24 protein-coding genes, 1 tRNA gene and 2 pseudogenes are annotated in these 23,432 nt (G+C 71.1%); 7 read left to right on the top strand and 20 right to left on the bottom strand.

The genetic code is table 11. The annotated features are described in order from the left end of the window. Nucleotides 1–89: 89 nt before the first annotated feature. A complete protein-coding gene (locus tag E9934_RS09200) occupies nt 90–1,283 on the bottom strand; it encodes an LCP family protein (RefSeq protein WP_136562570.1) in 1,194 nt (397 codons plus the stop codon). 51 nt (nt 1,284–1,334) lie between these two features. Between E9934_RS09200 and E9934_RS09205 the strand changes: the two genes are divergently transcribed. Continuing rightward, nucleotides 1,335–1,407 (top strand) — tRNA-Arg (locus E9934_RS09205). Nucleotides 1,408–1,482: 75 nt separating this feature from the next. Further along, nucleotides 1,483–2,487 (top strand): Ig-like domain-containing protein, encoded by a 1,005-nt coding sequence (locus tag E9934_RS09210; RefSeq protein ID WP_136562571.1) that lies wholly within the window; start codon nt 1,483–1,485, stop codon nt 2,485–2,487. On the opposite strand, the gene E9934_RS09215 is transcribed toward E9934_RS09210, so the two are convergent. The 14 genes and pseudogenes from E9934_RS09215 to E9934_RS09275 form a co-directional block, all read right to left on the bottom strand. Next, nucleotides 2,484–2,756, bottom strand: a complete 273-nt coding sequence (locus E9934_RS09215; RefSeq protein WP_136562572.1) for a hypothetical protein — start codon at nt 2,754–2,756, stop codon at nt 2,484–2,486. The genes E9934_RS09210 and E9934_RS09215 overlap by 4 nt on opposite strands. After that, nucleotides 2,753–3,028 carry a hypothetical protein gene (locus E9934_RS09220; RefSeq protein WP_136562573.1) on the bottom strand — a complete coding sequence of 92 codons (276 nt, stop codon included), beginning with the start codon at nt 3,026–3,028 and terminating at the stop codon, nt 2,753–2,755. Before E9934_RS09220 ends, E9934_RS09215 begins: the two co-directional genes overlap by 4 nt. Before the next feature lie 21 nt (nt 3,029–3,049). After that, nucleotides 3,050–3,799, bottom strand: a complete 750-nt coding sequence (locus E9934_RS09225) for a 4'-phosphopantetheinyl transferase family protein (protein ID WP_136562574.1) — start codon at nt 3,797–3,799, stop codon at nt 3,050–3,052. A 25-nt stretch (nt 3,800–3,824) separates the two neighbouring features. Then, nucleotides 3,825–4,250: a carboxymuconolactone decarboxylase family protein gene (locus E9934_RS09230; protein WP_136562575.1), complete on the bottom strand. Its 426-nt coding sequence runs from the start codon at nt 4,248–4,250 to the stop codon at nt 3,825–3,827. Beyond that, nucleotides 4,250–4,657, bottom strand: coding sequence for an NAD-binding protein (locus E9934_RS20445; protein ID WP_275106624.1), 408 nt, complete (start codon nt 4,655–4,657; stop codon nt 4,250–4,252). Before E9934_RS20445 ends, E9934_RS09230 begins: the two co-directional genes overlap by 1 nt. After that, nucleotides 4,631–5,116: pseudogene (locus tag E9934_RS20450) on the bottom strand (NAD(P)-binding domain-containing protein); the annotation flags it as partial. The gene E9934_RS20445 and the pseudogene E9934_RS20450, both read right to left, overlap by 27 nt. Nucleotides 5,117–5,126: 10 nt before the next feature. After that, nucleotides 5,127–5,882: an SDR family oxidoreductase gene (locus tag E9934_RS09240; protein WP_136562577.1), complete on the bottom strand. Its 756-nt coding sequence runs from the start codon at nt 5,880–5,882 to the stop codon at nt 5,127–5,129. 121 nt (nt 5,883–6,003) lie between these two features. Next, nucleotides 6,004–7,476 (bottom strand): aldehyde dehydrogenase, encoded by a 1,473-nt coding sequence (locus E9934_RS09245; protein ID WP_238694856.1) that lies wholly within the window; start codon nt 7,474–7,476, stop codon nt 6,004–6,006. Continuing rightward, complete coding sequence (locus E9934_RS09250; protein WP_136562578.1) at nt 7,473–8,117, bottom strand: nuclear transport factor 2 family protein; 645 nt, start codon at nt 8,115–8,117, stop codon at nt 7,473–7,475. The genes E9934_RS09245 and E9934_RS09250 overlap by 4 nt, the downstream gene beginning before the upstream one ends. A 1-nt stretch (nt 8,118) precedes the next feature. Next, nucleotides 8,119–8,325 (bottom strand): ferredoxin, encoded by a 207-nt coding sequence (locus E9934_RS09255; protein WP_136562579.1) that lies wholly within the window; start codon nt 8,323–8,325, stop codon nt 8,119–8,121. Beyond that, nucleotides 8,322–9,749, bottom strand: coding sequence for a cytochrome P450 (locus E9934_RS09260; RefSeq protein WP_136562580.1), 1,428 nt, complete (start codon nt 9,747–9,749; stop codon nt 8,322–8,324). Before E9934_RS09260 ends, E9934_RS09255 begins: the two co-directional genes overlap by 4 nt. Continuing rightward, complete coding sequence (locus E9934_RS09265) at nt 9,746–10,525, bottom strand: SDR family oxidoreductase (RefSeq protein WP_136562581.1); 780 nt, start codon at nt 10,523–10,525, stop codon at nt 9,746–9,748. The genes E9934_RS09260 and E9934_RS09265 overlap by 4 nt, the downstream gene beginning before the upstream one ends. Then, nucleotides 10,525–11,784, bottom strand: a complete 1,260-nt coding sequence (locus E9934_RS09270) for a cytochrome P450 (RefSeq protein ID WP_136562582.1) — start codon at nt 11,782–11,784, stop codon at nt 10,525–10,527. The genes E9934_RS09265 and E9934_RS09270 overlap by 1 nt, the downstream gene beginning before the upstream one ends. After that, nucleotides 11,784–12,380 (bottom strand): TetR/AcrR family transcriptional regulator, encoded by a 597-nt coding sequence (locus E9934_RS09275; protein ID WP_136562583.1) that lies wholly within the window; start codon nt 12,378–12,380, stop codon nt 11,784–11,786. Before E9934_RS09275 ends, E9934_RS09270 begins: the two co-directional genes overlap by 1 nt. Before the next feature lie 90 nt (nt 12,381–12,470). On the opposite strand from E9934_RS09275, the gene E9934_RS09280 reads away from it, so the two are divergent. The 3 genes from E9934_RS09280 (at nt 12,471) to E9934_RS09290 (ending at nt 16,482) form a co-directional block, all read left to right on the top strand. Beyond that, nucleotides 12,471–14,300: an N-acyl-D-amino-acid deacylase family protein gene (locus E9934_RS09280; protein WP_136562584.1), complete on the top strand. Its 1,830-nt coding sequence runs from the start codon at nt 12,471–12,473 to the stop codon at nt 14,298–14,300. Between the two features lie 78 nt (nt 14,301–14,378). Continuing rightward, the gene (locus tag E9934_RS09285; RefSeq protein WP_136562585.1) at nt 14,379–15,227 is read left to right on the top strand and encodes an LLM class F420-dependent oxidoreductase; all 849 of its coding nucleotides are present in this window, start codon (nt 14,379–14,381) and stop codon (nt 15,225–15,227) included. 1 nt (nt 15,228) lies between these two features. Beyond that, nucleotides 15,229–16,482: a hypothetical protein gene (locus tag E9934_RS09290; RefSeq protein ID WP_136562586.1), complete on the top strand. Its 1,254-nt coding sequence runs from the start codon at nt 15,229–15,231 to the stop codon at nt 16,480–16,482. A 128-nt stretch (nt 16,483–16,610) separates the two neighbouring features. On the opposite strand, the gene E9934_RS09295 is transcribed toward E9934_RS09290, so the two are convergent. From E9934_RS09295 to E9934_RS09305, 3 genes are all read right to left on the bottom strand, one after another. Beyond that, on the bottom strand, nt 16,611–16,997 hold the full coding sequence (locus E9934_RS09295; RefSeq protein ID WP_136562587.1) for a YchJ family protein: 387 nt from the start codon (nt 16,995–16,997) through the stop codon (nt 16,611–16,613). 129 nt (nt 16,998–17,126) lie between these two features. After that, nucleotides 17,127–17,897 carry an SDR family oxidoreductase gene (locus E9934_RS09300; protein ID WP_238694857.1) on the bottom strand — a complete coding sequence of 257 codons (771 nt, stop codon included), beginning with the start codon at nt 17,895–17,897 and terminating at the stop codon, nt 17,127–17,129. Then, a complete protein-coding gene (locus E9934_RS09305) occupies nt 17,894–18,991 on the bottom strand; it encodes an NAD(P)H-dependent amine dehydrogenase family protein (protein WP_136562588.1) in 1,098 nt (365 codons plus the stop codon). The genes E9934_RS09300 and E9934_RS09305 overlap by 4 nt, the downstream gene beginning before the upstream one ends. A gap of 229 nt (nt 18,992–19,220) precedes the next feature. Here E9934_RS09305 and E9934_RS09310 point away from each other — a divergent pair, with 229 nt between their 5' ends. Both E9934_RS09310 and E9934_RS09315 read left to right on the top strand, forming a co-directional pair. Further along, complete coding sequence (locus tag E9934_RS09310; RefSeq protein ID WP_158294972.1) at nt 19,221–20,945, top strand: sigma-70 family RNA polymerase sigma factor; 1,725 nt, start codon at nt 19,221–19,223, stop codon at nt 20,943–20,945. 226 nt (nt 20,946–21,171) lie between these two features. Then, entirely contained in the window at nt 21,172–21,840 is a 669-nt protein-coding gene (locus E9934_RS09315) for a sortase domain-containing protein (protein WP_136562590.1), read from the top strand. A 19-nt stretch (nt 21,841–21,859) separates the two neighbouring features. Here E9934_RS09315 and E9934_RS09320 read toward each other — a convergent pair whose 3' ends face one another. Together E9934_RS09320 and E9934_RS19910 are read right to left on the bottom strand one after the other, a co-directional pair. After that, complete coding sequence (locus E9934_RS09320; protein ID WP_136562591.1) at nt 21,860–23,050, bottom strand: saccharopine dehydrogenase family protein; 1,191 nt, start codon at nt 23,048–23,050, stop codon at nt 21,860–21,862. 148 nt (nt 23,051–23,198) lie between these two features. Further along, nucleotides 23,199–23,432, bottom strand: a pseudogene (locus E9934_RS19910) (hypothetical protein); the annotation flags it as partial.

The raw sequence follows: 23,432 nt of genomic DNA on the forward strand, positions 1-23,432 counted from the left end.
GGCGCCAAGAGTACGGCGCGAGCCAAGCACCTCGAGCACTTCCGCGGGTCCCGGCGACCATTGTCGCTGGTCAGCGGTGCTGGACCCAATCAGCAGAGGCTGGCGTCGGCGCGACCCTCCTCGTCGAGACCGGCGCCGTCGCCGCCCGTCGCCCCGTCGCTCGCCCCGTCGCTGGAGCCCGTGGCCCCACCGCTCGGGTCGGCGGACTCCGAGGTGGTGCCGTCGGGGTTGGTGGCCGCGCTGATGCCGTCGTCGAGGAACTCCTCGGTCAGGGGCTGGTCGTCGATGACGAGCTGCCAGAGGTCCTCGACCTCCGGCAGCCACTCGACGCCGCCGCTGACCTTGTCGGTGTCATAGGTCCACGGCGTGGTGACGAAGGCGATGTTGTCGAGACCGATGCCGTTGAAGGACTGGCCGAGCTTCGCCAGCTGGGCGACGTTGTCGAAGTCGGTGGTCAGCGACTTCGTCGCCGCGTTGAGGAAGCGGAGCAGCTGGTCGGGCCGGGCCAGCATCTCGGCGCCGACCGCCTCGCTGATCATCGAGGAGATGAAGGTCTGCTGCCGCTTGATCCGCTGCAGGTCGGTGCCGTCGCCGACGTTGCGCACCCGCACGTAGGACAGGGCCTCGTCGCCGAAGATCTCGCGGGTGCCGGCCTTCAGCGTGATGCCGTGCTCGGTGTCGACGATGTCCTCGGGGATGCAGACCTCGACGCCGTCGAGGGCGTCGACCATCCCCTTGAAGCCGTTGAAGTCCACCACGACGTACTTGTCGACGAAGACGCCCGTCAGCTGCTCGACCTGCCGGATCGTGCAGGCCGGTCCACCCACGAGGAAGGCATCGTTCCACTTGACGTAGCCGTCGCTCGCCGCGATCGGCGTCTCGTCCTCCTCGTAGCACTCGGGCCGCATCACCGCGGTGTCCCGCGGGATCGAGATGCCGTAGGCGAACTTCCGGTCGGCCGAGAGGTGGAACAGGATCGTCGTGTCGGAGCCACCGCCGGACTCGCTGTCGATGCCGTTGGAGCCCTCACGCGTGTCGTCGCCCATCACCAGGACGTTGAGGTCGCCCTCGATCGCCTGGTCGGGGCGGTCGTCGCCCAGCTGGTCGCTCACGTCGACGTGGGTGAGGTTGCCGTTGAACCGCTCGTAGGCGACGACGATCCCGACGCCGGTCACCAGGCCCCGTCCCAGCAGGCTGGCCACGATCACCCGCACCACGGTCCGCTTCGGCGTCGCAGCGCGCCGGCGCCCGCCACGTCCCGGGGAACCGTCGTGCTCGTCCATGGACGACCACGGTACGGCGTGCGGCAACCCACCTGACAAGATGGGCGCCACGCCCCAGTAGCTCAGTGGATAGAGCAGCCGCCTCCTAAGCGAAAGGTCGCAAGTTCGACTCTTGCCTGGGGCACCGACGGGTGACCCGATGGGCGACATCCGGGGACGAACGTTGCCCGGTCCACGACCGCTGACCTTCACTCGTCCCATGGGACTGCTCCGGATCCGCCTCCTCGCCCTGCTCGCCGTCGCCGTGGCCCTCGTCGCCGGAGCGGCCGCCGCTCCCGCCGCTGCCGAGGACGCCGAGGACCCGCGCATCCCGACCGAGCTCGCCATCAGGACGCTGGACACGGCTCCGGTCTTCGGGGAGCTCCGCCCCGTGGTCGCCGAGCTCATCACGGTGCCCAAGACGCCCCATGGCGGGCTGGTGCAGTTCAGCATCGACGGGGTCCCGGCGGGTGAGCCGGCCCCGCTCCGCACAGTTCCCAACGTCGTCAGCTGGGTCGCCACGCTCGTCGTCCCGACCGATCTCGCCGCGGGCGACCATGTCATCGAAGCGACCTTCCCCGGCGACGACGCCTACGCGCCGAGCACCGCGTCGGTGGAATATCGAGTGGACCCGGCGAGCACCACCACGACGCTCAGCGCCGCACCGGCCAGCGTCTCCGTCGGTGACGACGTCACCCTGTCGGCCCAGGTCGCGGTGGAGGCACCCGGCGCGGGCACGCCCACCGGCACGATGCAGTTCCATGTCGACGGCAGTCCCCTCGGCGCGCCGGTCGCCCTCGACGGCGACCGGGTGACACTCACCACCGACACGCTGCCCGCCGGCGACCACACGATCACGGCGACGTACGCCGGCGACGGCAATTTCCACCCCAGCACCTCGTCGGGCACCACCGTGAGCGTCGCCAAGCGAGCGACCACGCTCCTCGCCCAGCCCGCCCTGGTCCGGCTGAGCCCCCTCGGCCTCCCCCTGGGCCGGCTGCAGGCCACCCTGACCCGCGGCACCGCCCCGGTGCCGGGGGCCGAGGTCGACTTCACGGCCGGCTCCCGCAGCCTCTGCACGGCCACCACCGACGCGAGCGGCGTCGCGACCTGCGCCGCGACCCTGCGCCTGGTCGACCTCCTCCTGAGCTTCGGCTACACCGCGTCGTACGCCGGGTCGGACACCGACCTCGCCGCGACGGCCCGCGGAGGGCTGCTCGGCTAGTCTCCCGGTCGACCGCTGGCCAGCCGCGCGGCGAGGATCCCCGCACAGATCGGCGTGATCAGCAGGTTGGGCACCGCGATCGCCCAGAGCTCGTTGGCGAAGCCGTAGACGATCCAGGCGGCGCCCTGGACGGTGGCGATCGACCAGGTCCAGACACTGAGGCCCGCCAGGCCGCCGGGCAGCAGCCGGCGGGCCAGGGCGCGGCGGGCCTGGGGCACGAACTGGGCGACGTCCACGACCCCGACCAGCCAGCCGAGCAGGGCGGTCACCGGCGGTTCCTCGCCCGGGAGCGCAGCAGCACGGCGACGATGACCGTCGCGCACACCAGGTTGGCGACACCCGCCACGACCACCGGCGCCGCCGACTTCGTCGCACCGTAGGTGATCAGCAGGGCGTTGAAGGCCATCGCCACGAGATAGGTGGCGAGGCTGATCGGCGCCAGCAGGTCGGGGTCGGCACGGTGCCGGACCGCGCGCCACGCCTGCGGGATCCACATCGAGGCGGCACCGGCGCTGCCGACGTAGCCGACGGCCTCGATCATGGCTCGATCATGGCTCGATCATCAGCGGCGCAGTGCCACCGCGGCGCCGTAGCCGTCGGGCACGTCCACGTCGAGCACCTCCCACTCGCCGATCACCCGGCCGGGTGCGTCGTCGGAGCCGAGGTAGTCCAGGTGCGGGTCGCGGCCCAGGCCGATGCCGATGCCCTTGAGGTAGGCCTCGGTGCGCGACCAGGCGCGGGTGAACCGCACGGTGGCGCGACCGCCGTCCAGCGTGCCGTGGGCGGCGGCCTCCACCTCCTCGGTCTCGCGGGGGTGCAGCAGGCGCGACAGCGCGACGGGATCGTCGGGATGGCGCTCGACGTCGACGCCCACCGGGCGGTCGGCGACGGCGATGAGGATCTGGCCCGGCGTGTGCGACAGCGAGAACTCGACGGCAGCGCCCTCCACGCGCGGACGGCCGTGCGGCTCACCGCAGCCGGGGCACGCATGCCGCCCCCACACGACCTCCTCCGGCGACACCCCGGTCGCCGCGCCCAGCACGAGGCGGGCGGCGACGTGAGCCAGCTCGTAGGCGTGGCGCAGCTCCGCCCGGACGTACGACGACGCCTGCTGCCGCTCGCCGGCGTCCAGCCACGCGCGGCACGGGTCGAGGGCGTCCGCGCCGAAGCGGTCGGTGTCCAGGCGCCAGATCCCGAGGCCGGGAGCCTCGGCCGGTCGTGTCTCTGGAGCGGTGTCGAGGGAGTCGAGGGTCGCGGGCACGACCGCTGCCGCAGTGCGGTTCGGTTGTGCTTCCCCCGCGTCCCGACTCATCGCCTCGAGGCTAACAAGGCACCGGTCAGTCGTCGGCGGCGGCCTTCTCCGCCGCGGCAGCCTTCTCGGCCTTCGCCCGGGCGCGGGCGGACTTGCCGATGGTGTCCTCGACCAGCGAGTTGAGCCGGGCGCCGTGCGGCCAGCCGGCGTAGTGGCAGACCATGATGACCAGCTCGCGCAGGGCCTCGTCGTCGAGCTCGCCGGCGGCGTGGGCGGCCGGGACCTGGATGTTGAGGACATCGTGCTGGTTGCTGCCGACGAGCAGGCCGATCAGCAGCAGGCGGCGGTCGCGGTCGGTGAGCCCGGGGCGTTGCCAGATGTCGCCGAAGAGGTGCTCGACCGTGTAGCGGAAGAAGTCGCCGTCGCCGTCGGACATCTCGAAGCCATAGACGTGCTCCATCTTCTCCAGGCCCTTGCGGCGGGCCTCAGGGAGGTCGTCGAACTTGCCCATCAGTGATCTCCTTCGGGAAGGCCCAGGCCGGGGCCGAGGCGGTCGATCGCGAGCTCGGCGAGCGGGACCTCGACGCCGAGCTGGTGGGCCAGCTCGATCGCGAAGCCGAGATCCTTCACGCCGAGGGATGTCACGTTGCTGAAGACGCCGTACCAGAAGTCGTCGGGGTCGAGGACCGCCGTGGTCTCCCGATGCATGATCGCGCCGGGTCCGCCGGTGATCGCGTCGGTGTGGCGGACGACGTCGCCGAGGTCCTTGAGGCTGAGCCCGGCCGCCTCGGCGAGACGCTGGGCCTCGGTCGCCGCGGTGAACGCGATGAAGTGCATCATGTTGCGCGCCAGCTTGAACTTCGTCCCGGCGCCGATCGGTCCGGCGTGGACGACCTTGCTGCCTAGCACCCGCAGCACCGGCTCCGCAGCCTCGAAGGCCTCCTCCTCGCCGCCCACCATCAGGGCGAGCGAGCCGTCGGCGGCACCCATCGCACCGCCCGACACCGGGGCGTCGACCACACGGACTCCGTGCCGGGCCGCGGTGGCGGCAAGTGCGGCGGGCGTCCCCGGAGCGACGGTCGAGTGGATCACGACGGTCAGCCGGTCACCCGCGACGCCGAGCACCTCGCCGAGCACCTCGCGGACCTGATCGTCGTCGCGCACCATCACGCACAGGACGTCGGACCTGGCCGCCATGGCGGCGACGCTGGCCGCGATCCGCGCCCCGGCACGCTCCGCCTCGGCGAGCGGGTCGGGCGCGACGTCATACACCCACACCTCGAGGTCCGCTGCCTCCTGCTGCTGGGCGAGCCGCAGCGCCATGGGCTTGCCGATGTTGCCCAGCCCGATGAATCCGACGACGGTCGTCATGGTGGCGCTCCCTCGCTCAGAGTCGGAAGGTCTGGCCGCCGTCGACGGCGAGGATCTGACCCGTCACCCACGACGCGTCGTCGGACAGCAGGAAGAGGCAGGCGCCGACCATGTCGTCGACCGAGCCCATCCGCTTGATCGCCAGGCTGTTGCGCACGATGTCCTTGGCGGCGTCGCCGGCCTGGATCTTCGTGGCCTCCGTGGCCGTCGGGCCGGGAGCGATCGCGTTGACCCGGATCTTCTGGCCGCCGAGCTCGTGGGCGAGCTGCTGGGTGAGGCTGTTGATCCCCGCCTTGGCGAGTCCGTAGAAGCCCGAGTAGAGGTAGGCCGCCGTACTCGACTGGTTGACGATCGCTCCCCCACCACGCTTGGCGATCTCGGGATAGACCGCGCGGGTCATCACGAGGGCGCCGTCCATGTTGACGCTCATGAACTTGCGGTAATAGTCCCAGTCGACGGAGATGAGGAGGTTGAACTCCATCGACCCGTAGATCGCGGCGTTGTTGACCAGGTGGTCGATGCCGCCGAACTCCTCGACGGTCCGCGCGACCAGCGCCTCGCCCGACCCGGCGTCGGAGACGTCGCAGCTGACGAAGATCGCCTTGCCGCCCGCCTCGTTGATGGACGCGGCGACCTTCGCGCCCGACTCCTCGTTGAGGTCGGCCACGACGACGCTGGCCCCCTCCGCCGCCAGCGCTCGGGCGTAGGCCTCGCCGATGCCCTGCGCCGCGCCGGTGACGACGACGGTCTTGTTCTCGAAACGGTTGCTCATGGTGCTCCCCTGGTGGTGGTGCCGAATTCACGGGTTAACCCGTGAATTCGGCACTTCTCGCTGGTTATTTCCCGTCAGATGTGCGCAATTCACGGGTTAACCCGTGAATTGCGCACTCGCCTCACGCCGGTTCGGCGATGGTCTTCATCTCCAAGTACTCCTCGAACCCGGCCACGCCCATCTCCCGACCGATGCCGGACTGCTTGTAGCCACCGAAGGGGGCGTCGGGGCTGAACCAGACGCCGCCGTTGACGGCGAGGGTGCCGGTGCGGATCCGGGCGGCGACGGCCTTGGCACGCTCGAGCGAGGCGGAGTCGACGGAGCCGGAGAGGCCGTAGGCGGAGTCGTTGGCGATCCGGACGGCGTCGTCGTCGCCGTCGTGCGGGATGACGACGAGCACCGGGCCGAAGATCTCCTCCTGCGCCAGGCGGCTGGAGTTGTCGAGGCCGGCGACGACGGTGGGCTGGATCCAGTTGCCGGGCTGGTCGATGACGTCACCGCCGGTGGCGAAGGTGCCGCCCTCGGCGCGGGCGATGTCGAAGTACGCCGCCACCCGCTCGCGCTGCACCGCGGAGATCACCGGGCCGCAGATGGCGCCGGGGTCGGCGGGGTCCTTGGCGCCGATCGACTCCATGGTGGCCGCGGCGACCTGGACCGCCTCGTCGTAGCGATCCCGCGGGACGATGAGCCGGGTCGTGATGGCACAGCCCTGGCCGGCGTGGATGCACGCAGCGAAGGCGGTGCCTCCGGCAACCGCGGCGACGTCGGCGTCGTCGAGAGCGATCGCAGCGGACTTGCCGCCGAGCTCGAGGAAGACCCGCTTCAGGGTCGGTGCAGCGGCCGCCATGATCGCCTTGCCCACGGACGTGGAACCGGTGAAGGACACCATGTCGACCCGCGGGTCGGTCGTGAGCAGCGCGGCGACGTCGTTGGAGCGCGGCGTCACCACGTTGAAGACACCGGCCGGGATGTCGGTGTGCTCGGCGACCAGACGGCCGAGCTCGGCGGCCACCCACGGAGTGTCGGGCGCCGGCTTGAGGACGACGGTGCAGCCGGCGGCCAGCGCCGGGCCGATCTTGGCCAGGTTGATCTGCGTAGGCACGTTCCACGGCGAGATCGCCGCGACGACGCCGACCGGCTCGCGCCGTACGGTCCGACGGGTGGGGATCCCCATCGGCGCGGCCTCACCGAGGTCGCTCTCGAACTCATAGCCCTCGACCAGGTCGGTGACCCACTTCAAGCCGTCGACGGGCACGTCGAACCCGGCGGCCATCATCATGAAGCCGGGCATGCCGACCTCCGCCGTGGTCAGCGCCTTGAACGGCTCGGCGTTCGCGAGCAGCGCCTCGTGCAGCTGGCGCAGGCAGCGCACCCGCAGGTCGCGGTCGGTCGACCACTCCGTCTCGTCGAAGGCCCGGCGTGCGGCTGCGATGGCCGCGTCGACGTCGGCGGCGGTGCCGTCGGGCGCGACGCCGATCTGCTCACCGTTGGCCGGGTTGAGGATCGGGTACGACGCCCCGTCGCTCGCCGCGACGAGCTTGCCGTCGATCAGCTGCTGGGCCGGAGGCGGCAGCGCGCCCGTGCCGGCCGTCACTGCGCGGCCTCGGGGGCGGGCGCCTGGGTGATGTGGTCGCCGGCCTCGACCGGCGGGGGCCACACGGGCGAGGGGATGTCCTTGAGGTGGTAGTGCCCGGGCACCTCGTGGCCGAAGACCGACATCCGCTTCAGCAGGGTCTCCGAGGCCTTGTCGGCCTTGAGGATCTCCATGAAGGTGTGCGTCGTCGACGGCATGTCGAACCAGTCGCGCTGCCAGGCGATCTTGATCTGGCCGGCGTCGGCGCCGGAGGTCTGCCGCTCGACACCGAACCACGAGCCGCCGATGCCGAGGATCTCGTACTCCTCGCCCGTCTCGTCGTTGACGATCCCGGAGCGCTGCTTCCAGAAGCCCAGCACCATCGACTTCTTCTCGTCGATCATCGTGCAGACGTAGTCGTAGTGCCAGCCGTCGAAGCCGTCCATCTCGATGCCGATCGCCCAGTCGCGGATCTGCTCGCGACCGACCGCCATGAAGTGCTCGTCGTGGCTGTACATCCAGCCGTAGTTGGCGTCCTCGGCGTAGTGGTCGGCCATCACGCGCCAGTCGCCCGTGCGCTCGGCCTGACGGTTGATGTCGAGCCAGGACTCCCAGAACTCCTCGATCTCGGCCCTGCTCAATGACGGCGTCAGGTCACTCATGTCAGTCCTCTTCTTCGATGGAAAGGGCGAAGGCCGGGCAGTACTTCACGGCCGTGGTCACGTCCTTGCGGAGCGATTCGTCGGGGTGCTCGTCGAGCAGGGTGACGACGTCAGTGGTGTCGTCGAACCCGAAGACGTCCGGGGCCTCGCCCTGGCAGAGCTGGTGGCCCTGGCACACGCCGGTGTCGGCGACAACCCGGAAGGTCATGAGGTCACCGCGTCTCGAGACGGTTGCTGCGCATCCTCCTCGACGACCGCCTTCCGCCTCCGGTAGCGGACCTTCGCCGGCTGGGCGAGCTGGATGACCATCTTGGTGAAGTCGTCCCGGTAGGAGTCGAGCTCCTGGACCGGCTCGAAGGAGAAGTCGCGCAGGATGACCGAGAAGATCGCCTTCATCTGCATCATCGCGAACGCGTTGCCCACGCAGCGGTGCTTGCCGGCACCGAAGGGGATCCAGGTCCAGCGGTTCTGCAGGTCCTCCTGGCGCGGGTCGACGTAGCGACCGGGGTCGAAGGCGTCAGCCTTGGGGAAGTCGTCCTCGATCCGGTTCGACACCCGCGGCGAGGACGCAATGACCGTGCCGGCGGGCAGGGTGTGGCCGAGCAGCTCGAAGTCCTCCTGGACCAGGCGCATCAGGATGATCAGCGGCGGGTGCAGCCGCAGCGTCTCCTTGAGCGCGGCCTCCAGGACCGGGATCTCCCGCAGCGCCTGGAAGGACACCTCCGGCGACTCCCCCGACTCGTCGGGCGCATAGAGCGCGTCGAGCTCGGCGACGACGTCGGCCATCACGTCGGGGTTGCGCAGCATCTCGATCATCGCCCACGACGCGGTGCCCGAGGAGGTGTGATGGCCGGCGAACATCATCGAGATGAAGATGCCGGTGACCATCTCGGCGTCGTAGCCGACGGCGATGAGGACGTCGAGCAGATCCCGCTCCTCCTTCGGGATCTCACCCTTCTCGATGCGGGCGCTGATGATCGCCTGCACCTTGGCGACCAGCTCCTCGCGGGCCTCGTCGCGGATGCGGAAGTTCTCGATGTCGGCGTACGGGTCGACGTAGGCGATCGCATCGGTGCCGTGCTCGAGGCGGTGATAGATCTCGGCGAACGACCCGTCGAGCTGGTCGCGGAACGGCTTGCCGATCAGGCAGGAGGAGGTCGTGTAGATCGTCAGCTCGGCGAAGAAGTCGAGCAGGTCGATCTCGCCCTCGTCGCCCCAGTCGGCGACCATCCGGCGGATCTCGGCCTCGATGGTCTGCGCGTGGCCGCGCATCATGTCGCCGCGCAACGCCTGGTTCTTCAGCATCTGCTGACGCTCCTCGGGCGAGGCGTCGAAGACGACGCCCTTGCCGAAGATCGGCGTCATGAAGGGATAGGCCGCCGCCTGGTCGAGCACGCTCTCCGGCGCGCGGAAGAAGGCCTCGTTGGCCTCGGCGCCGGTGACGAGGACGACGTCCTTGTCGGCGAGGCGGAAGCGTCCCAGGTCACCGCACTCCTCGCGGACCCGGTGGAAGAGGCTGATCGGGTCGACCCGCATCTCCGGCAGGTGACCGGTGCCCTTGATGATGTCGGGGACCGACGGGTCCTGGTCGTCGAGGACGACGGAGACCGAGCGGATGGCGTCGAGGCTCATGACTGCTGCTCCAGGGGTGCTTCGGGGTTGACGTCGACGGGGCTGATGTGGACGCCCCGCGGCGCGCTGACGACGGTCGTGATCGCGTCGGCGATCGCGGTGGCCTTGAGGAAGTGCGAGTGGCGGGCATGCCCCCACTTGATCCACTCGGTGAGGACCTTCGCGCCGGCGTCGGCGTCCCAGTCCGAGCCCATCTCCGACCACGTCGGACCGGGGCGTACGACGGACGCGCGCACGCCGCTGCCCTCCAGCTCCATCTGCAGCGCCTCGACCAGGCCCTCCAGCCCGGACTTGGTGGCGCTGTAGCCGCGCATGAACGGGCGGGCCCGGATCGCGGTGTCGGAGGAGACGAACACGAGGTCGCCGCGCTGCCGCTCGACCATGCCGGCGCCGAAGGCGCGGATCAGTCGGTGCGCACCGAGCACGTTGACGTCGAACTCCGCGGCCAGCTGGTCGGTGGTGGCGGCGAGGAGGCCACCGGGAGCGAGCAGACCCGCGTTGCACACGACGATCTCCGCGTCGCCCAGGGCGGCGCTCACCGCCGCCGCGAACTTCTCGACCGACTCCGTCGACGCCACGTCGAGGGCGTGCACGAAGGCCTCGCCGCCGGCGTCGCGGATCTCCGCGGCCAGCTCCTCCAGCTTGTCGACGCGCCGGGCGCCGAGGGCGACCGGGAACCCCGCGGCCGCCAGGGCACGAGCAGTCTCGGCGCCGATCCCCGATGAGGCGCCGGCGACGACGGCGGGCCGGCGGTCGGGGTGGACGGGCTTGGGCATCAGGCACTCCTCGGCCGGAACGTCACCGGCAGCGAGGCGAAGCCGCGCACGCTGGTGGAGTGGACGCGGACCGCGCGGTCGGCGTGGACCTGGAAGCCGTCGACCTGCCGGACCAGCTCGTTGAGCACGACCTTCGCCTCGAGCCGGGCGAGGTTGGCGCCGAGGCAGAAGTGCCGGCCGGTGCCGAAGCTGAGGATCTGGCTGAGCTCGGACTTCTCGCGGTGGACGTTGAAGACGGTCGGGTCGCCGAAGACGCGCTCGTCGCGGTTGGCCGAGCCGAGCAGGACCAGCGCCTTGGAGCCGCCGGGGATGGTGATGCCGGCGACCTCGGTGTCCTCGGTGACATAGCGCGCCAGCATCTGGCTGGAGGTGTCGTGCCGCAGGGTCTCCTCGATCCACGGCACCACCAGGGTGTCGGGGTCCTCCGGTGCACCGAGCACGGCCGCCTGCTGCTCGGGGTGCGCGCCCAGGTGGAAGAGCGCGTTGCCGAGCAGCTTGGTGGTGGTCTCGTTGCCGGCGACGACCATGAGGAAGAGGAAGGCCATCACCTCGCCGTCGCGGAGCTTCTCGCCCTCGATCTCGGCGGCGAGCAGGGCCGAGGTGAGGTCGTCGGTGGGCTGCGCGCGGCGCTGGCTCACCATGTCGCCGTAGTAGCCGAACAGCGACATGGACGCCTCCATGCCCGCCACGGGGACGTCGCGGACGCCGTCCTCACGGTGCACGACGAGGTCCGCGAGTCGCCGTACCTCGTCGCGGTCTGAGACCGGCACTCCCATCATCTCGGAGATGACGTCCATCGGGAGCTTGCCGGCGAAGTCCTTGATCCAGTCGGCCTCACCGTGCTCGGCGTTGATGGCAAGGGTGGACGCGAGGTACTTCTCGGTGAGCTGCTGCACCTCCGGCGTCAGCTCGCGCACGCGCCGCGGGGTGAAGGCGGCGGAGACGAGCTTGCGCACGCGGGCCTGCTCGGCGCCGTCGAGTCCGAGGAAGCTCATCACCTTGTGGGCGTCGGGATTCCACGCGGTCGCGTCGAGGGAGACGCCCATCCGGTTGGAGAAGACGTCGTCGCGGCGCAGCACGTCGAAGACGTCCTCGTGGCGCGAGATCACCCAGATGTCGTCGACCGGCGCGTGGTGGACCGGGTCCTCGTCACGCAGCCGCTGGTACGTCGGGTAGGGGTCCTCGTGGAAGTCGTAGTCATAGGGGTCGAACCGCAACGGGGCGGCCGGCCGCTCGGTGGTCGAGCTCGTCGAAACCATCAGTTGCCTCGCAGGATCACGTCGACGGCCGAGGCGAGTCGCTCGGCGATCTGGTCGTAGGTCAGCAGGCCCATGCCGGCCTGGAGGAGCGCGCCGGACCAGGTGAGCACGAGCACCTCGAGGACGGCGGGGTCGGCGGGCCGGTCGGGCTGGTCGGGCTCGGCGAGCGCGGCCTCGAAGCGGGCGAGGAACTCCCCGCCGATGCGCAGCCGGAGCCGCGCAACGTCGGGATCGGTGCTCAGCAGGGCCGGGGTGACGGCGGCCGCCAGCTCGGGCTCCTCGACGATGCGGCTGGTCAGGGCCCGCACCGTGGACTGCAGCCGCTCGACAGCGCTGGCGCCCTGCGGGGCGATCCGGGCCTCGGGCGCCGCGAGGTGGCGCCAGAACAGCTCGGCGAAGAGGTGGTTCTTCGACGCCAGGTAGGTGTAGGCCGTCGCCGGGGAGACGCCGGCGCGGGTGGCGACGGTGCGCACCGTGAGCGCCTCGTGCCCGACCGCGCGCAGCTCCTCGAGCCCGGCGGCGAGAAGCTTCTCGACCGTCTCCGCCTGACGCGGGTTCAGACCCTGGCGCGGCGTTTCGAACACCTGACTGGACATGTGTCCAAACTAGAGCCGGCCCGCGTCGCCCGCAAGCCCCTTCGTAGAACTTGTTCCAGATTCCGGCCCGCGATGTCCTACCGTGCAGGCATGCCAGTCGCACCCGCCACCCCGCCGTTCGACACGATCCTCCGCGGGGGCCTCTACTTCGACGGCGAGGGCAACCGCGCTCAGGTCCGCGACGTCGGCATCCGCGACGGCCGCGTCGCGGCCGTGTCCGCGACTCCGCTCGACGCCACCGGCTGCCCCGACGTCGTCGACGCGCAGGGCAAGTGGGTCGTCCCGGGCTTCGTGGACATCCACACCCATTACGACATCGAGGTGCTCGAGGGCCCGGCCCTGCTGGAGTCCCTTCGCCACGGCGTGACCACGGTGCTTCTCGGGTCGTGCTCGCTGTCGACGATCCACGTCGGCGGCGTCGATGCCGGGGACCTGTTCGGCCGGGTGGAGGCGATCCCCCGCATGCACGCGATCCGGGCGGTCGACGAGGCCCGCGACTGGAGCACCGCGCAGGAGTACGTCGCCGCGCTGGAGCGCCGCGCCCTGGGCCCCAACCTGGCGGCATTCATCGGGCACTCCGACATGCGCACCGCCACGATGGGCCTCGACCGGGCGACGCGTCCGGAGGTGCGCCCGACCGCTGCCGAGCAGCGGCGGATGGAGCAGATGCTGACCGAGGCGCTCGACGCCGGCTTCGTCGGCATGTCGGCCCAGCAGCTGCTCTTCGACAAGCTGGACGGTGACCGCTGCCGCTCGCGGACCCTGCCCTCGACGTACGCCAAGGGCCGCGAGATGCGCCGCCTGCGGCGGGTCCTGCGCGAGCGCGACCGCATCGTCCAGGCCGGACCGGACGCCTCGCACCCGCACACGATCCTGCTCCAGGCGCTCGCCTCGATCGGCGGCTGGTTCCGCAAGCCACTGAAGACCTCGCTGCTCTCCGCGGCCGACATCAAGGCGATCCCGTTCGTCATCCACCTGATGCGGCTGCTCGCCGGCGTGGTCAACCGGCTCGGTGCCGACTTCCGCTGGCAGCACCTCCCGGTGCCCTTCGAGGTCTACGCCGACGGCATCGACCTGGTGATCTTCGAGGAGTTCGGATCGGGCGCGCAGGCGCTGCACCTGCAGGAGAAGGTCGCCCGCGACGAGCTGATGCGCGACCCGGCCTACCGCACGGCGTTCCGCAAGGACTACGAGTCGAAGTACGGCCCGCGGGTGTGGCACCGCGACTTCTTCGACGCCGAGATCGTCGCCTGCCCCGACCCGTCGGTCATCGGCAAGTCGTTCGGCCAGGTCGGCGTCGAGCGCGGAGGGCAGCACCCGGTCGACGCCTTCCTCGACCTCGTCGTCGAGCACGGCACGGCGATCCGCTGGCGCACCACGATCTCCGGCCACCGCCCGGACGTGCTGCGCAAGATCGCCCAGGAGAAGGGCGTGCAGATGGGCTTCTCCGACGCCGGCGCCCACCTGCGCAACATGGCGTTCTACAACTTCGGGTTGCGGCTGCTGAAGCACGCCCGCGACGCCGAGCGCGCGGGACGCCCGTTCCTGAGCGCCGAGCGGGCCGTGCACCGCCTGACCGGCGAGCTGGCCGAGTGGTACGGCATCGATGCGGGCCGGATCCGCGAGGGCGACCGCGCGGACGTCGTCGTGCTCGACCCCGAGCGGCTCGACGAGACGCTCGAGGACTACCACGAGGCGCCCGTGGCGGCCTACGACGGCATTCCGCGGATGGTGAACCGCAACGACGCGACGGTGACCCACGTCTACGTCGGCGGGCGGGCCGTGTGGCACGGCAGCGCCGTCACGCCGGCGGTGGGAGTCGATCGCACAGGCCGCTTCCTCACCTCGGGCGGCACCCACCGCGAGCCGTTGCCCGCCACCTCGGAGCGCGTGGCACCCGCAAATCAGACAGGTGTCTAGCGAAAACCTAGAACACGTTCTAGTCTCGATACACCCCGCTCGTTCCTCGCGGGGCACTCGACTACCGAAGGAACGCGCATGCGCAACGGGATCGTCCTCTTCACCTCCGACCGCGGCATCACGCCGGCCACCCTCGCGAAGGCGGCCGAGGAGCGTGGGTTCGACACGATCTACGTCCCCGAGCACACGCACATCCCCGTGCGCCGCGACGCGCTGCACCCGACCGGCGGCGAGGAGCTGCCCGACGACCGCTACCTGCGCACCCTCGACCCGTGGGTCTCGCTGGCGACGTGCGCGGCGGTGACCGAGCGGATCGGGCTGTCCACCGCGGTCTGCCTGCCGGTCGAGTCCGACCCGATCACCCTCGCCAAGACGCTCGCCACGCTCGACCACCTCTCCGGCGGCCGGGTCACCATCGGCGCCGGCTTCGGCTGGAACACCGACGAGCTCACCGACCACCACGTCCCGGCCGGCAAGCGCCGCACGGTCCTCAAGGAGTACCTCGAGGCGATGCGCGCCCTGTGGACCGAGGAGGAGGCGTCGTACGACGGGGAGTTCGTCTCCTTCGGACCGTCCTGGGCCTACCCCAAGCCCCCGCAGGGCCGGATCCCGGTCATCATCGGCGCCGGCGCAGGCCCCCAGACGTTCGACTGGATCGCGCGGAACGCCGACGGCTGGATGACCACCCCGACCACCAGCGACGTCGCCGCCAACGCCGACAAGCTGCGCAAGGCCTGGGCCGACGCCGGCCGCGAGGGCCAGCCCGACGTGCGGATCCTCGTCGCCAAGCGGCCGGAGGAGAGCGACTTCGCCGACTGGATGAGCGCCGGCGCGTCCGAGCTGATCTGGGGCGTCCCCGACGCCGACGAGGCCAAGGTCCTCACCTACCTCGACAAGATGGCCGCACGGCTCGGGCTCTCGGCCTGACATGACCAGTCGGTACGACGCCCTCAGCCGCGACGAGCTCGCCACCCTGCTGCCCGAGCTGCTGCTGATCGGTCAGCTGATCGACCGCTCCGGCATGGCGTGGTGCATCTCCGCGTTCGGCCGCGAGGAGATGCTGCAGATCGCGATCGAGGAGTGGGCGGCGGCGTCGCCGATCTACACCCGCCGGATGCAGCGGGCGCTGGGCTATGCGCCCGAGGTCGAGGGCCAGGGTGACGTCGTCACGATCTTCAAGGGCCTCCAGCTCGACATCGGCGCTCCCCCGCAGTTCATGGACTTCCGCTACACCGTCCACGACCCGTGGCACGGCGAGTTCCACCTCGACCACTGCGGCGCGCTGATGGACGTCGAGCCGATGGGCGAGGACTACGTGCGCGGCATGTGCCACGACATCGAGGACCCGACCTTCGACGCCACCGCGATCGCGACCAACCCGCACACGCAGATCCGGCCGATCCACCGGCCCCCGCGGATGCCGGTCGACCGCAACCCGCACTGCGCGTGGACGGTCATCATCGACCAGGCCTACGAGGTGCCCGAGCCGGTCCCCGCGCTCGCCGTCAACGAGCGCTCGCGCGCCGCGACGCTCGAGCTCGCGCCGATCGACGCGTCCGACGAGGGGCTGGCCGACTACTCCGGCCCGCTGCTCTCCGACCTCGACTTCGCAGCCTTCTCGAAGTCCGCGCTCGTCCGGATGGCCGACGAGGTCTGCCTGCAGATGCACCTGCTCGACCGGGCCTTCGCGCTCGCCGTCGCCGACCGCGCCGAGACCGACGACGACCTCCTCGCGATCCGCCGCAAGCAGCTCGTCGGCCTCGCCGGCATCGCCGGCGAGCGGCTCGCCCGGGCGCTGGGCCTCACCGGCTCCGCCGATCCCGTCGCCGACGCCGTCCGGCTCCTCGCCGTCCACCCGCTGCTCAACCCGGCCGCCTACGTCTCCGCGGACCTCGGGGCCGCCAGCGTCGTGGTGCGGCCCGGCCCCGCGCACGAGGACGAGGCCTGGATCTCCCTCTGCGGGCCCGAGTGGACCGCCGCCCTGCAGGCGGCCGTCCGCGCGCTCGACGCCCGCCTGGACGTCGACGTGCGCGGCGGTGACGGCTCCGGCGAGTGGCTCCTGTCCGTCGTACTGCGTGAGGAGGCGGCGCCCGAGGCCAGCGAGGTCGCCGTCACGAAGTTCAGCACCGGCGCGGCCTTCGAGTTCCAGCCCCGCAAGTCGATCCCGATCACGCCGGTCTGAGGTTGGGCGCGCCCGGCCCGTGGCGGATTCACCACGGTATGTAGGCGAGTTGCCGGTTCCCCTGCCGAGTTCCACACGGGAAGTGGCCACTCAGCTACATACCGTGGTGAATCCGACCCGCCCGCCGATCACTCAGCAGCGACATAGACCCACTTGCCCGCCCGTCGCTCGAAGGTCGAACGCTCGCGCAGCTCACCCGGTCCGTCCGCACCGGCGAAGCGGGCCACGAACTCGACGATCCCTGTGTCATCCGAGACCCCGCCACCCACGACCTCCACCACGTCGAGCCCCGTCCACGACAGCTCGCTGTCCGGTGACGTGTCATCGGGACGGTACGCCGGATGCCAGGTCCTGAAGAGGTGGTCGGCCCCGAGCCGCCCGCCCACCACGTGGGCGCTGTAGCGGCTCCGCATCAACTCCGCGGCCGTCTCCGCAAAGCGAGTACGACGATGCAGCGGCGCGCAGCAGGCGTCGTACGACGGGCCCCCGCAGGGGCATGCGGCGGTCGGCGTCACGCCGTGAGACTAGCTCGCTCGGATTCATCACGGTATGTGGATGAACGGCTACTCCCCGCGATGAACTCCGCACAGGAGGTGGCAATTCGCCTACATACCGTGATGAATCCGAGCCGACGCCGCCAGAAGCTACGCCTTCGTCGGGATGTGGTTGATCGTCCCGCCGTCGACGACGAACTCGGAGCCGGTGGCGAAGGAGGACTCGTCGGAGGCGAGGAACACCACGAACGCCGCGACCTCCTCGACCTTGCCGGGGCGGCCGAGCGGGATCGGGATGAGGTCCTCGGGCATCTGGTCGGTGGCGGGGGTGCTGATCCGGCCGGGGTGCAGCGAGTTGACCCGGATGCCGTGGGGCGCGAGCTCCATCGCCGCGGACTTGGTCAGGCCGGTGAGGCCCCACTTGGAGGCGACGTAGCCGTGCGCCCACGGGGTGCCGCGCAGGCCCTCGATGGAGGAGGTGTTGATGATCGACCCGCCGCCGGCGGCGATGATCGCGTCGGTCGAGGCGCGCATGCCGAGGAACGGGCCGGTGAGGTTGACGTCGAGCATCTCCTGCCACAGCGCGCGCTTGTAGCGCTGCAGCATGCCGCCGTTGAAGATGCCGGCGTTGTTGAAGAGCACGTTGAGCTTGCCGAACTCCTCGACCGCGAGCGCGACGGCGGCGCGCCAGTCCTCGTCGCTGGTGACGTCGAGGTGGACGTAGCGCGCCACGTCGCCCTGATCGCCGTACTCGGCGTTGAGCTCGTCCGCCAGCGCCGTGCCCTCGTCGTCCAGGACGTCGCCGATGACGACCTTCGCGCCCTCGGCGACCAGCATGCGCGCGCTGGCGCCGCCGATGTTGCGGGCACCGCCCGAGATCAGGACGACCTTGTCGTCGCAGCGTCCCATCAGTTCACTCACTTCTTGTCGAGGGTGGTGGCGAAGATCCCCTTCGCCGTGGTGATCGGCAGGTCGAGCGTCGTACGCAGCCCGGGGGCGGCGGCGACCACGTCGGGGATCACGTTGACCACGCGGCCGGCGCCGAGCGCGATCGCCGCGTAGTTGTGGTCGCCCTTGCGGCTGGTGGGGCACACGTCGACGACGTACGACGGCTCGCCGGTGATCTCCACGCGATAGCTGCCGCCCTCCTGGGCCGCCTGGGGCCAGTCGGGTCGGAGGTCGGGGCGCAGGCGGGTGGTGTGGTCGACGACCAGCACCTCCTTGCCGCCCACGATGCCGGTGATCTTGAAGCGCACCGCGGCCACACCACCCTTGGGGATGGTGCCGACGGCGACGTCGAAGTCCTCCGGCGCGGGCTCCTGCTCGAACCACTCGGTGATCTCGTCGAGCTCGAGGCCGAAGCCCTTGGCCATCAGCCGCAGCGAGACGCCCCACGCGGAGGCGAGCATGCCGGGCTTGAAGAGCATCGGCAGGTCCTCGCCGACGGGACGGCCGAAGCCCATCACGTCGAACATGACCGGCGCGCCGTCGTAGGTCGCATAGTCGGCGATCTCGTAGCAGCGCACCTGCTCAATGCTCTGGCAGGTGCTCGCGACGGCGAACGGCAGGACGTCGTTGGCCCAGCCCGGGTCGACGCCGCTGACGAAGAGGCTGACGCCGTGCTCGCGGCACAGCTCCTCGTAGGGGTCGATCATCGCGTCGGGCAGCAGGCCCCACGGATAGAGGAGCGGGACCGGCGACGTCGCCACGACGTTGGCCCCGGCCGCGAGGCAGGTCTTGATGTCCTCGAGCGCCTCGAAGAAGCGGGTCTCGGCGAGCGCGCAGTAGACGACGCAGTCGGGCTTCGTCGCGGCCAGCGCGGCGGCCAGGTCGTCCGTGGCGGCGATGCCGGTGACGGCACCGTCGACGCCGGCCAGCGCCCCGGCATCGCGGCCGACCTTGTCCGCCGTACTCGTGACGAGACCGACCAGCTCGAAGCGGGGGTCCTCGATCAGCTGACCGAGCGCGATCCTCCCGACGTTGCCGGTGGCGACATGGAGTACGCGAATGGGCATGGGGTTCCCTTGCAGCCGAAGAACTGGACAGGTGTCCAGATTAGAACGTGTTCCAGATTTCGCGCAAGGTCCTTGGCGCACCTCGACCACCGGACGGAAAACTGCAAGGTCTCCTCCCCCGCCGACTCCTACCCGTGTCCCCCGTCCGAGCCGACCCGATGTGATGAGAAGAGAGGGCCGATGTCCCCGTGCCGCGACGCCCGCCCCTGCCGCGCCCTACGATCTCGCCATGACCTCGGCCGAGCTCCCGGACGCGGACCTGGTCGCGGGCGTGCTGGCCGGCGACCGGTCGGCGTTCGCGGGGATCTACGAGAAGTACGCCGACCGGCTCTTCGACTTCGCGCACTCCATGACCCGCAACCGGGAGGAGGCCGCGGATGCCGTCGCGGACTCCTTCGTGGTGATGGCCGAGAAGGTCGGCCAGCTGCGCGACGCCTCGCGCCTGCGGCCGTGGCTCTATTCGGTGGTCCGCAACGAGTGCCTACGCACCCTGCGCGCCCGGGCGCGGGTCGCGCACGACGACGAATGGCTCGAGGCCATGCCTGACCAGGGCAACGGACCCGAGCAGCAGGTCGAGCAGGAAGCCGTCCAGGCCGAGCTGCAGGCGCTGGTGTGGGATGCGATCGAGGGGCTCAACGACCGCGACCGCGCCCTGCTGGACCTGCACCTGCGCCAGGGGCTCGAGGGCCCCGACCTGGCGGCGGCGATGGACGTCACCACTGCCAACTCCTACGTCATGCTCAGCCGCGCCCGCGACCAGGTCGAGCGGGCCCTCGGGGCGCTGCTCATCGCCCGCCGCGGCAGCGACGACTGCGAGGAGCTGGCCGCGCTGCTGTCGGATTGGGACGGCACGTTCTCCCCCCTCATCCGCAAGCGCGTCGCGCGCCACATCGACGGCTGCGAGACCTGCGAGAGCCGCCGCAAGCTGATGATCAGCCCGCTGGCGCTGCTGGCCGGCGTACCCGCCATGGCAGCACCGGCCGCCCTCAAGGACCGGGTCCTCGACGACCCGCGGCTGGTCGGCTTCTACTCCGACGGCCCGACGGTGGGCGGGCCCCTCCCGTCCGGCGGTACGACGGAGGCGACCCGCGCGCGCCTGCGCCCACCGCTGGTCGCGCTGATCGTGGCGCTCGTCGTCCTCGGCGGCTGGGCGACCGTGTCCTGCTGGCCGGACGGCACCGACGACACGGTGGCGATCGACGCCGGCACCACACCGTCGTCGCAGACGCCCGCCACCAACCTCCCGCCCGCGACGCAGACCACCCCGTCGGGCTCGCCGAGCGAGGTGGCCCAGCCGTCCGGCGACCCGACCGCCACCGAGGGGACGACGGACGCCACCTCGGACGCGCCGACGATCGCCGCTCCGGGCGAGCTGACCGTCTCGACGCGCACGGTCGACCTGGGCCGCTCCGACAGCGCCCGGACGATCACCGTCGGCAACGCCGGCGGCACCGCGCTGGACTTCACGACCGAGTCCCGCACGTCGTGGCTGTCGATCGGCCCCGGCGGCTCACTCGACCCCGAGTCGAGCCGCGGGCTGCAGATCACCGCGTCCCGCTCCGGGTTGTCGGAGGGCCCGCACGAGGGCACCGTGGCCGTCTCGTGGTCGGGCGGCACCGTCGTGATCACGGTCCGGCTCACCGTCAACCGACCGCCGACGATCGGCACGATCACCAGGACGATCTCGGGAGACGACTGCACGAGCGCAGGGCGGATCGTCTCCGTGTCAGCGATGGCGAACGACGGCACCGGCCTCGCGTCGGTCAGGTTCTCGTGGAACGGCCCGGGCCCGGAGGACGGCGCCAAGGCTGGTGCGCGCTCCGGCTCCAGCTGGAGTGCCAACCTCGGCCGGCTCGCCTGGGGCGACTACACCCTGACGGTCACGGCTCGCGACAACTTCGGTGCGACGACCACGAAGAAGACCACCTTCACCGTCGACCCCTGCCCCGGCTGACCCCCTCGGTCGTCGAGTAGTCCGCGAGGAACGAGCGGACGTATCGAGACGTGGTGCGATGGTGCTGGGGCCGGCCCGGTCCGGTGCCATGGCTGCGGGCGTCTCGATACGCAGCTCGCTGGCGCTCGCCAGCTACTCGACGAACGAGGGGCGGCTCGCCTGCTCCTCGACGAGCGAAAGACCGGCAAAAGCTGCAAGGTCCCGCAGCTCCGCGACTCCTACGGACATGAGCAGCCACCGGACAGCCAGGGCGATCCGCTGGGCGGTCGGCATCGTCGGAGCGGTCGGGGTCGCGTGCGCGATCCTCGGCGCCCTCGTCCTGGCCCGCCCGGACACCGCGCCGGACACCCCGCCGCCCGCGCCGACGGCGACGGTGGACCTGGCGGAGATCGTGCCTCCGACCGCGGCCACCCCGACGAGCCCCCTGACCACCGACAGCACCCCGGCACCCGTCGGCCGGCCCACCCGCCTCTCGATCCCCGCGATCGGGGTGGACGAGCGGCTGGAGGGGCGGGGGCTCACCGCGGAGGGCGCCCTCGACACCCCCGACTTCGGTGACGCAGCCTGGTACGAGCCCGGTCCCCGGCCGGGCGAGCCCGGCGGCGCGGTGGTCGTCGCGCACGTGCACGGCCCCGACGGGCCGGACGTGTTCTGGGACCTCGCGACGCTCGAGCCGGGTGACGTCGTACGCATCGAGCGGACCGACGGCGTCGCCACCTTCGTCGTCGACGCGGTCGAGGACGTCGCCAAGGAGGACCTGCCCGTCGACCGGATCTGGCCGGAGACCGACGCTCCGCTGCTGCGGTTGATCACCTGTGGCGGCGAGCGGCTCCCTCAGGGCGGCTACCCCGACAACACGATCGTCTACGCCCACCTCGATGAGTACGTCCAGTGAGCGCCGCACCGACGACGGCTCAGCGTCGCTCGAACGCGATCCCCGCCCGCTGCAGACGGGCCAGCAGCGCGTCGCCCATGGCGGTCGCAGTGGTCAGCTGGCCCGAGCGCACCGGGTTCTCGTCGAGCGCCAGGCAGATCGCCGACTCAGCCAGCATCTTGGCGGTCTCGGTGTAGCCCGGGTCACCGCCCGAGACCCTGGTGTGGACCTGGGTCCCCTCGGTCTCGGCGACGAAGTCGACGGTGAACCACGACTTCTCCCGCCGGCTCTCCGACGGCCCCTCGCCCTGCGGGACGCGCTTGAGCAGCGCCTTGCGCAGCGGCGGCACCTGCGCCGCGACCGTCAGGCCACCCATGCCGACGGTGCCCCCGACGGCGTAGCGCAGGGTCTTGGTGCCGGCGAAGTGGGAGTACGTGAATGCCGGGCCGTACGACGCCAGCGCGGCGCCGCTGCGGGCGACGACGAACGGGTCGATGGTCGGCAACGGCAGCAGCCAGTAGCCGAGCTCGCCGTCGCGGCGCGGGCGTCCGGCGGTCGCCCGGGAGCGCCGGTCCTCGGGTCGCGGCTCGAGTCGACGCCGCGCGGAGGACGCCTCCTTCATCTGCCGGGCGCGCGCGAACGCGCCCATCGCGGAGTGGAAGGTGCCGCCGGAGAAGGTGGCGTTGCTGCGTACGACGCCGCGCATCGTCACGGGCGCGGTGATCTCGCCGCCGACCTCCGCCGCCAGTTGCTGGACCGTGTAGTAGGCGCCGAGGTCGTGCGGGATCGAGTCGAAGCCGCAGCAGTGGACGAGGCGCGCGCCGGATCCCTCGGCGGCGGCGTTGTGCTCGACGTAGGTGCGGTCGACGAACTCGGGCTCGCCGGTGAGGTCGACGTAGTCGGTGCCGCCGGCGGCGCAGGCCGCGACGAGTGGACCGCCGTGCTGCACGTAGGGGCCGATCGTGGTCGCCACCACCTTGGTGGTGGCGACCGCCGCGGCGAGCCCGTCGGTGTCGGTCGCGTCGACGACGACCAGCGGCAGCTCCGCCAGCCGGGGATCGGTGCCGGCGAGACGGTGCCGCACGGCCTCGAGCTTCTCCTCGCTACGCCCCGCGATCGCCCACCGCAGCTCCCGCGGCGCGTGGGCCGCCAGGTAGTCGGCGGTGAGGCCGCCGGTGAACCCGGTGGCTCCGAAGAGGACGACGTCGTACGGGCGATCGGTGGCTGCCATGCACCTCACTCTGGCACAGGACCACAGGTCATCGAGGAGCGAGCGCCAGCGAGCGTCACGAGATGCCTGTAGGGACCTGGCGGACGCAACCACAGAGGTCTCGTGACGCCCGCTCGTCCCTCGCGGGGCTCCGCGACCACCAGATCGACTACGGGATGTCGGGCTTCCAGACACCGGGACGCCCCGCTTCCTGCGCGTGCAGCCGCGCCTCCGTGCCGGCCAGACCTCGACTCGACAACGCGGACAGCGCATCGATGCGCCCCTCGATCAGAGCGATCCGCTTGGCACGCCCCCACTTCTGGATCTGCTTCTCGAAGGTGAAGGCAAGATCGACGCGATCGAACTGGTGCGCCCACACCACACGGACGGGCCTGCGGTCAAG

The sequence above is a fragment of the Nocardioides caeni genome, from assembly GCF_004912195.1.
GTDB lineage: Bacteria > Actinomycetota > Actinomycetes > Propionibacteriales > Nocardioidaceae > Nocardioides > Nocardioides caeni.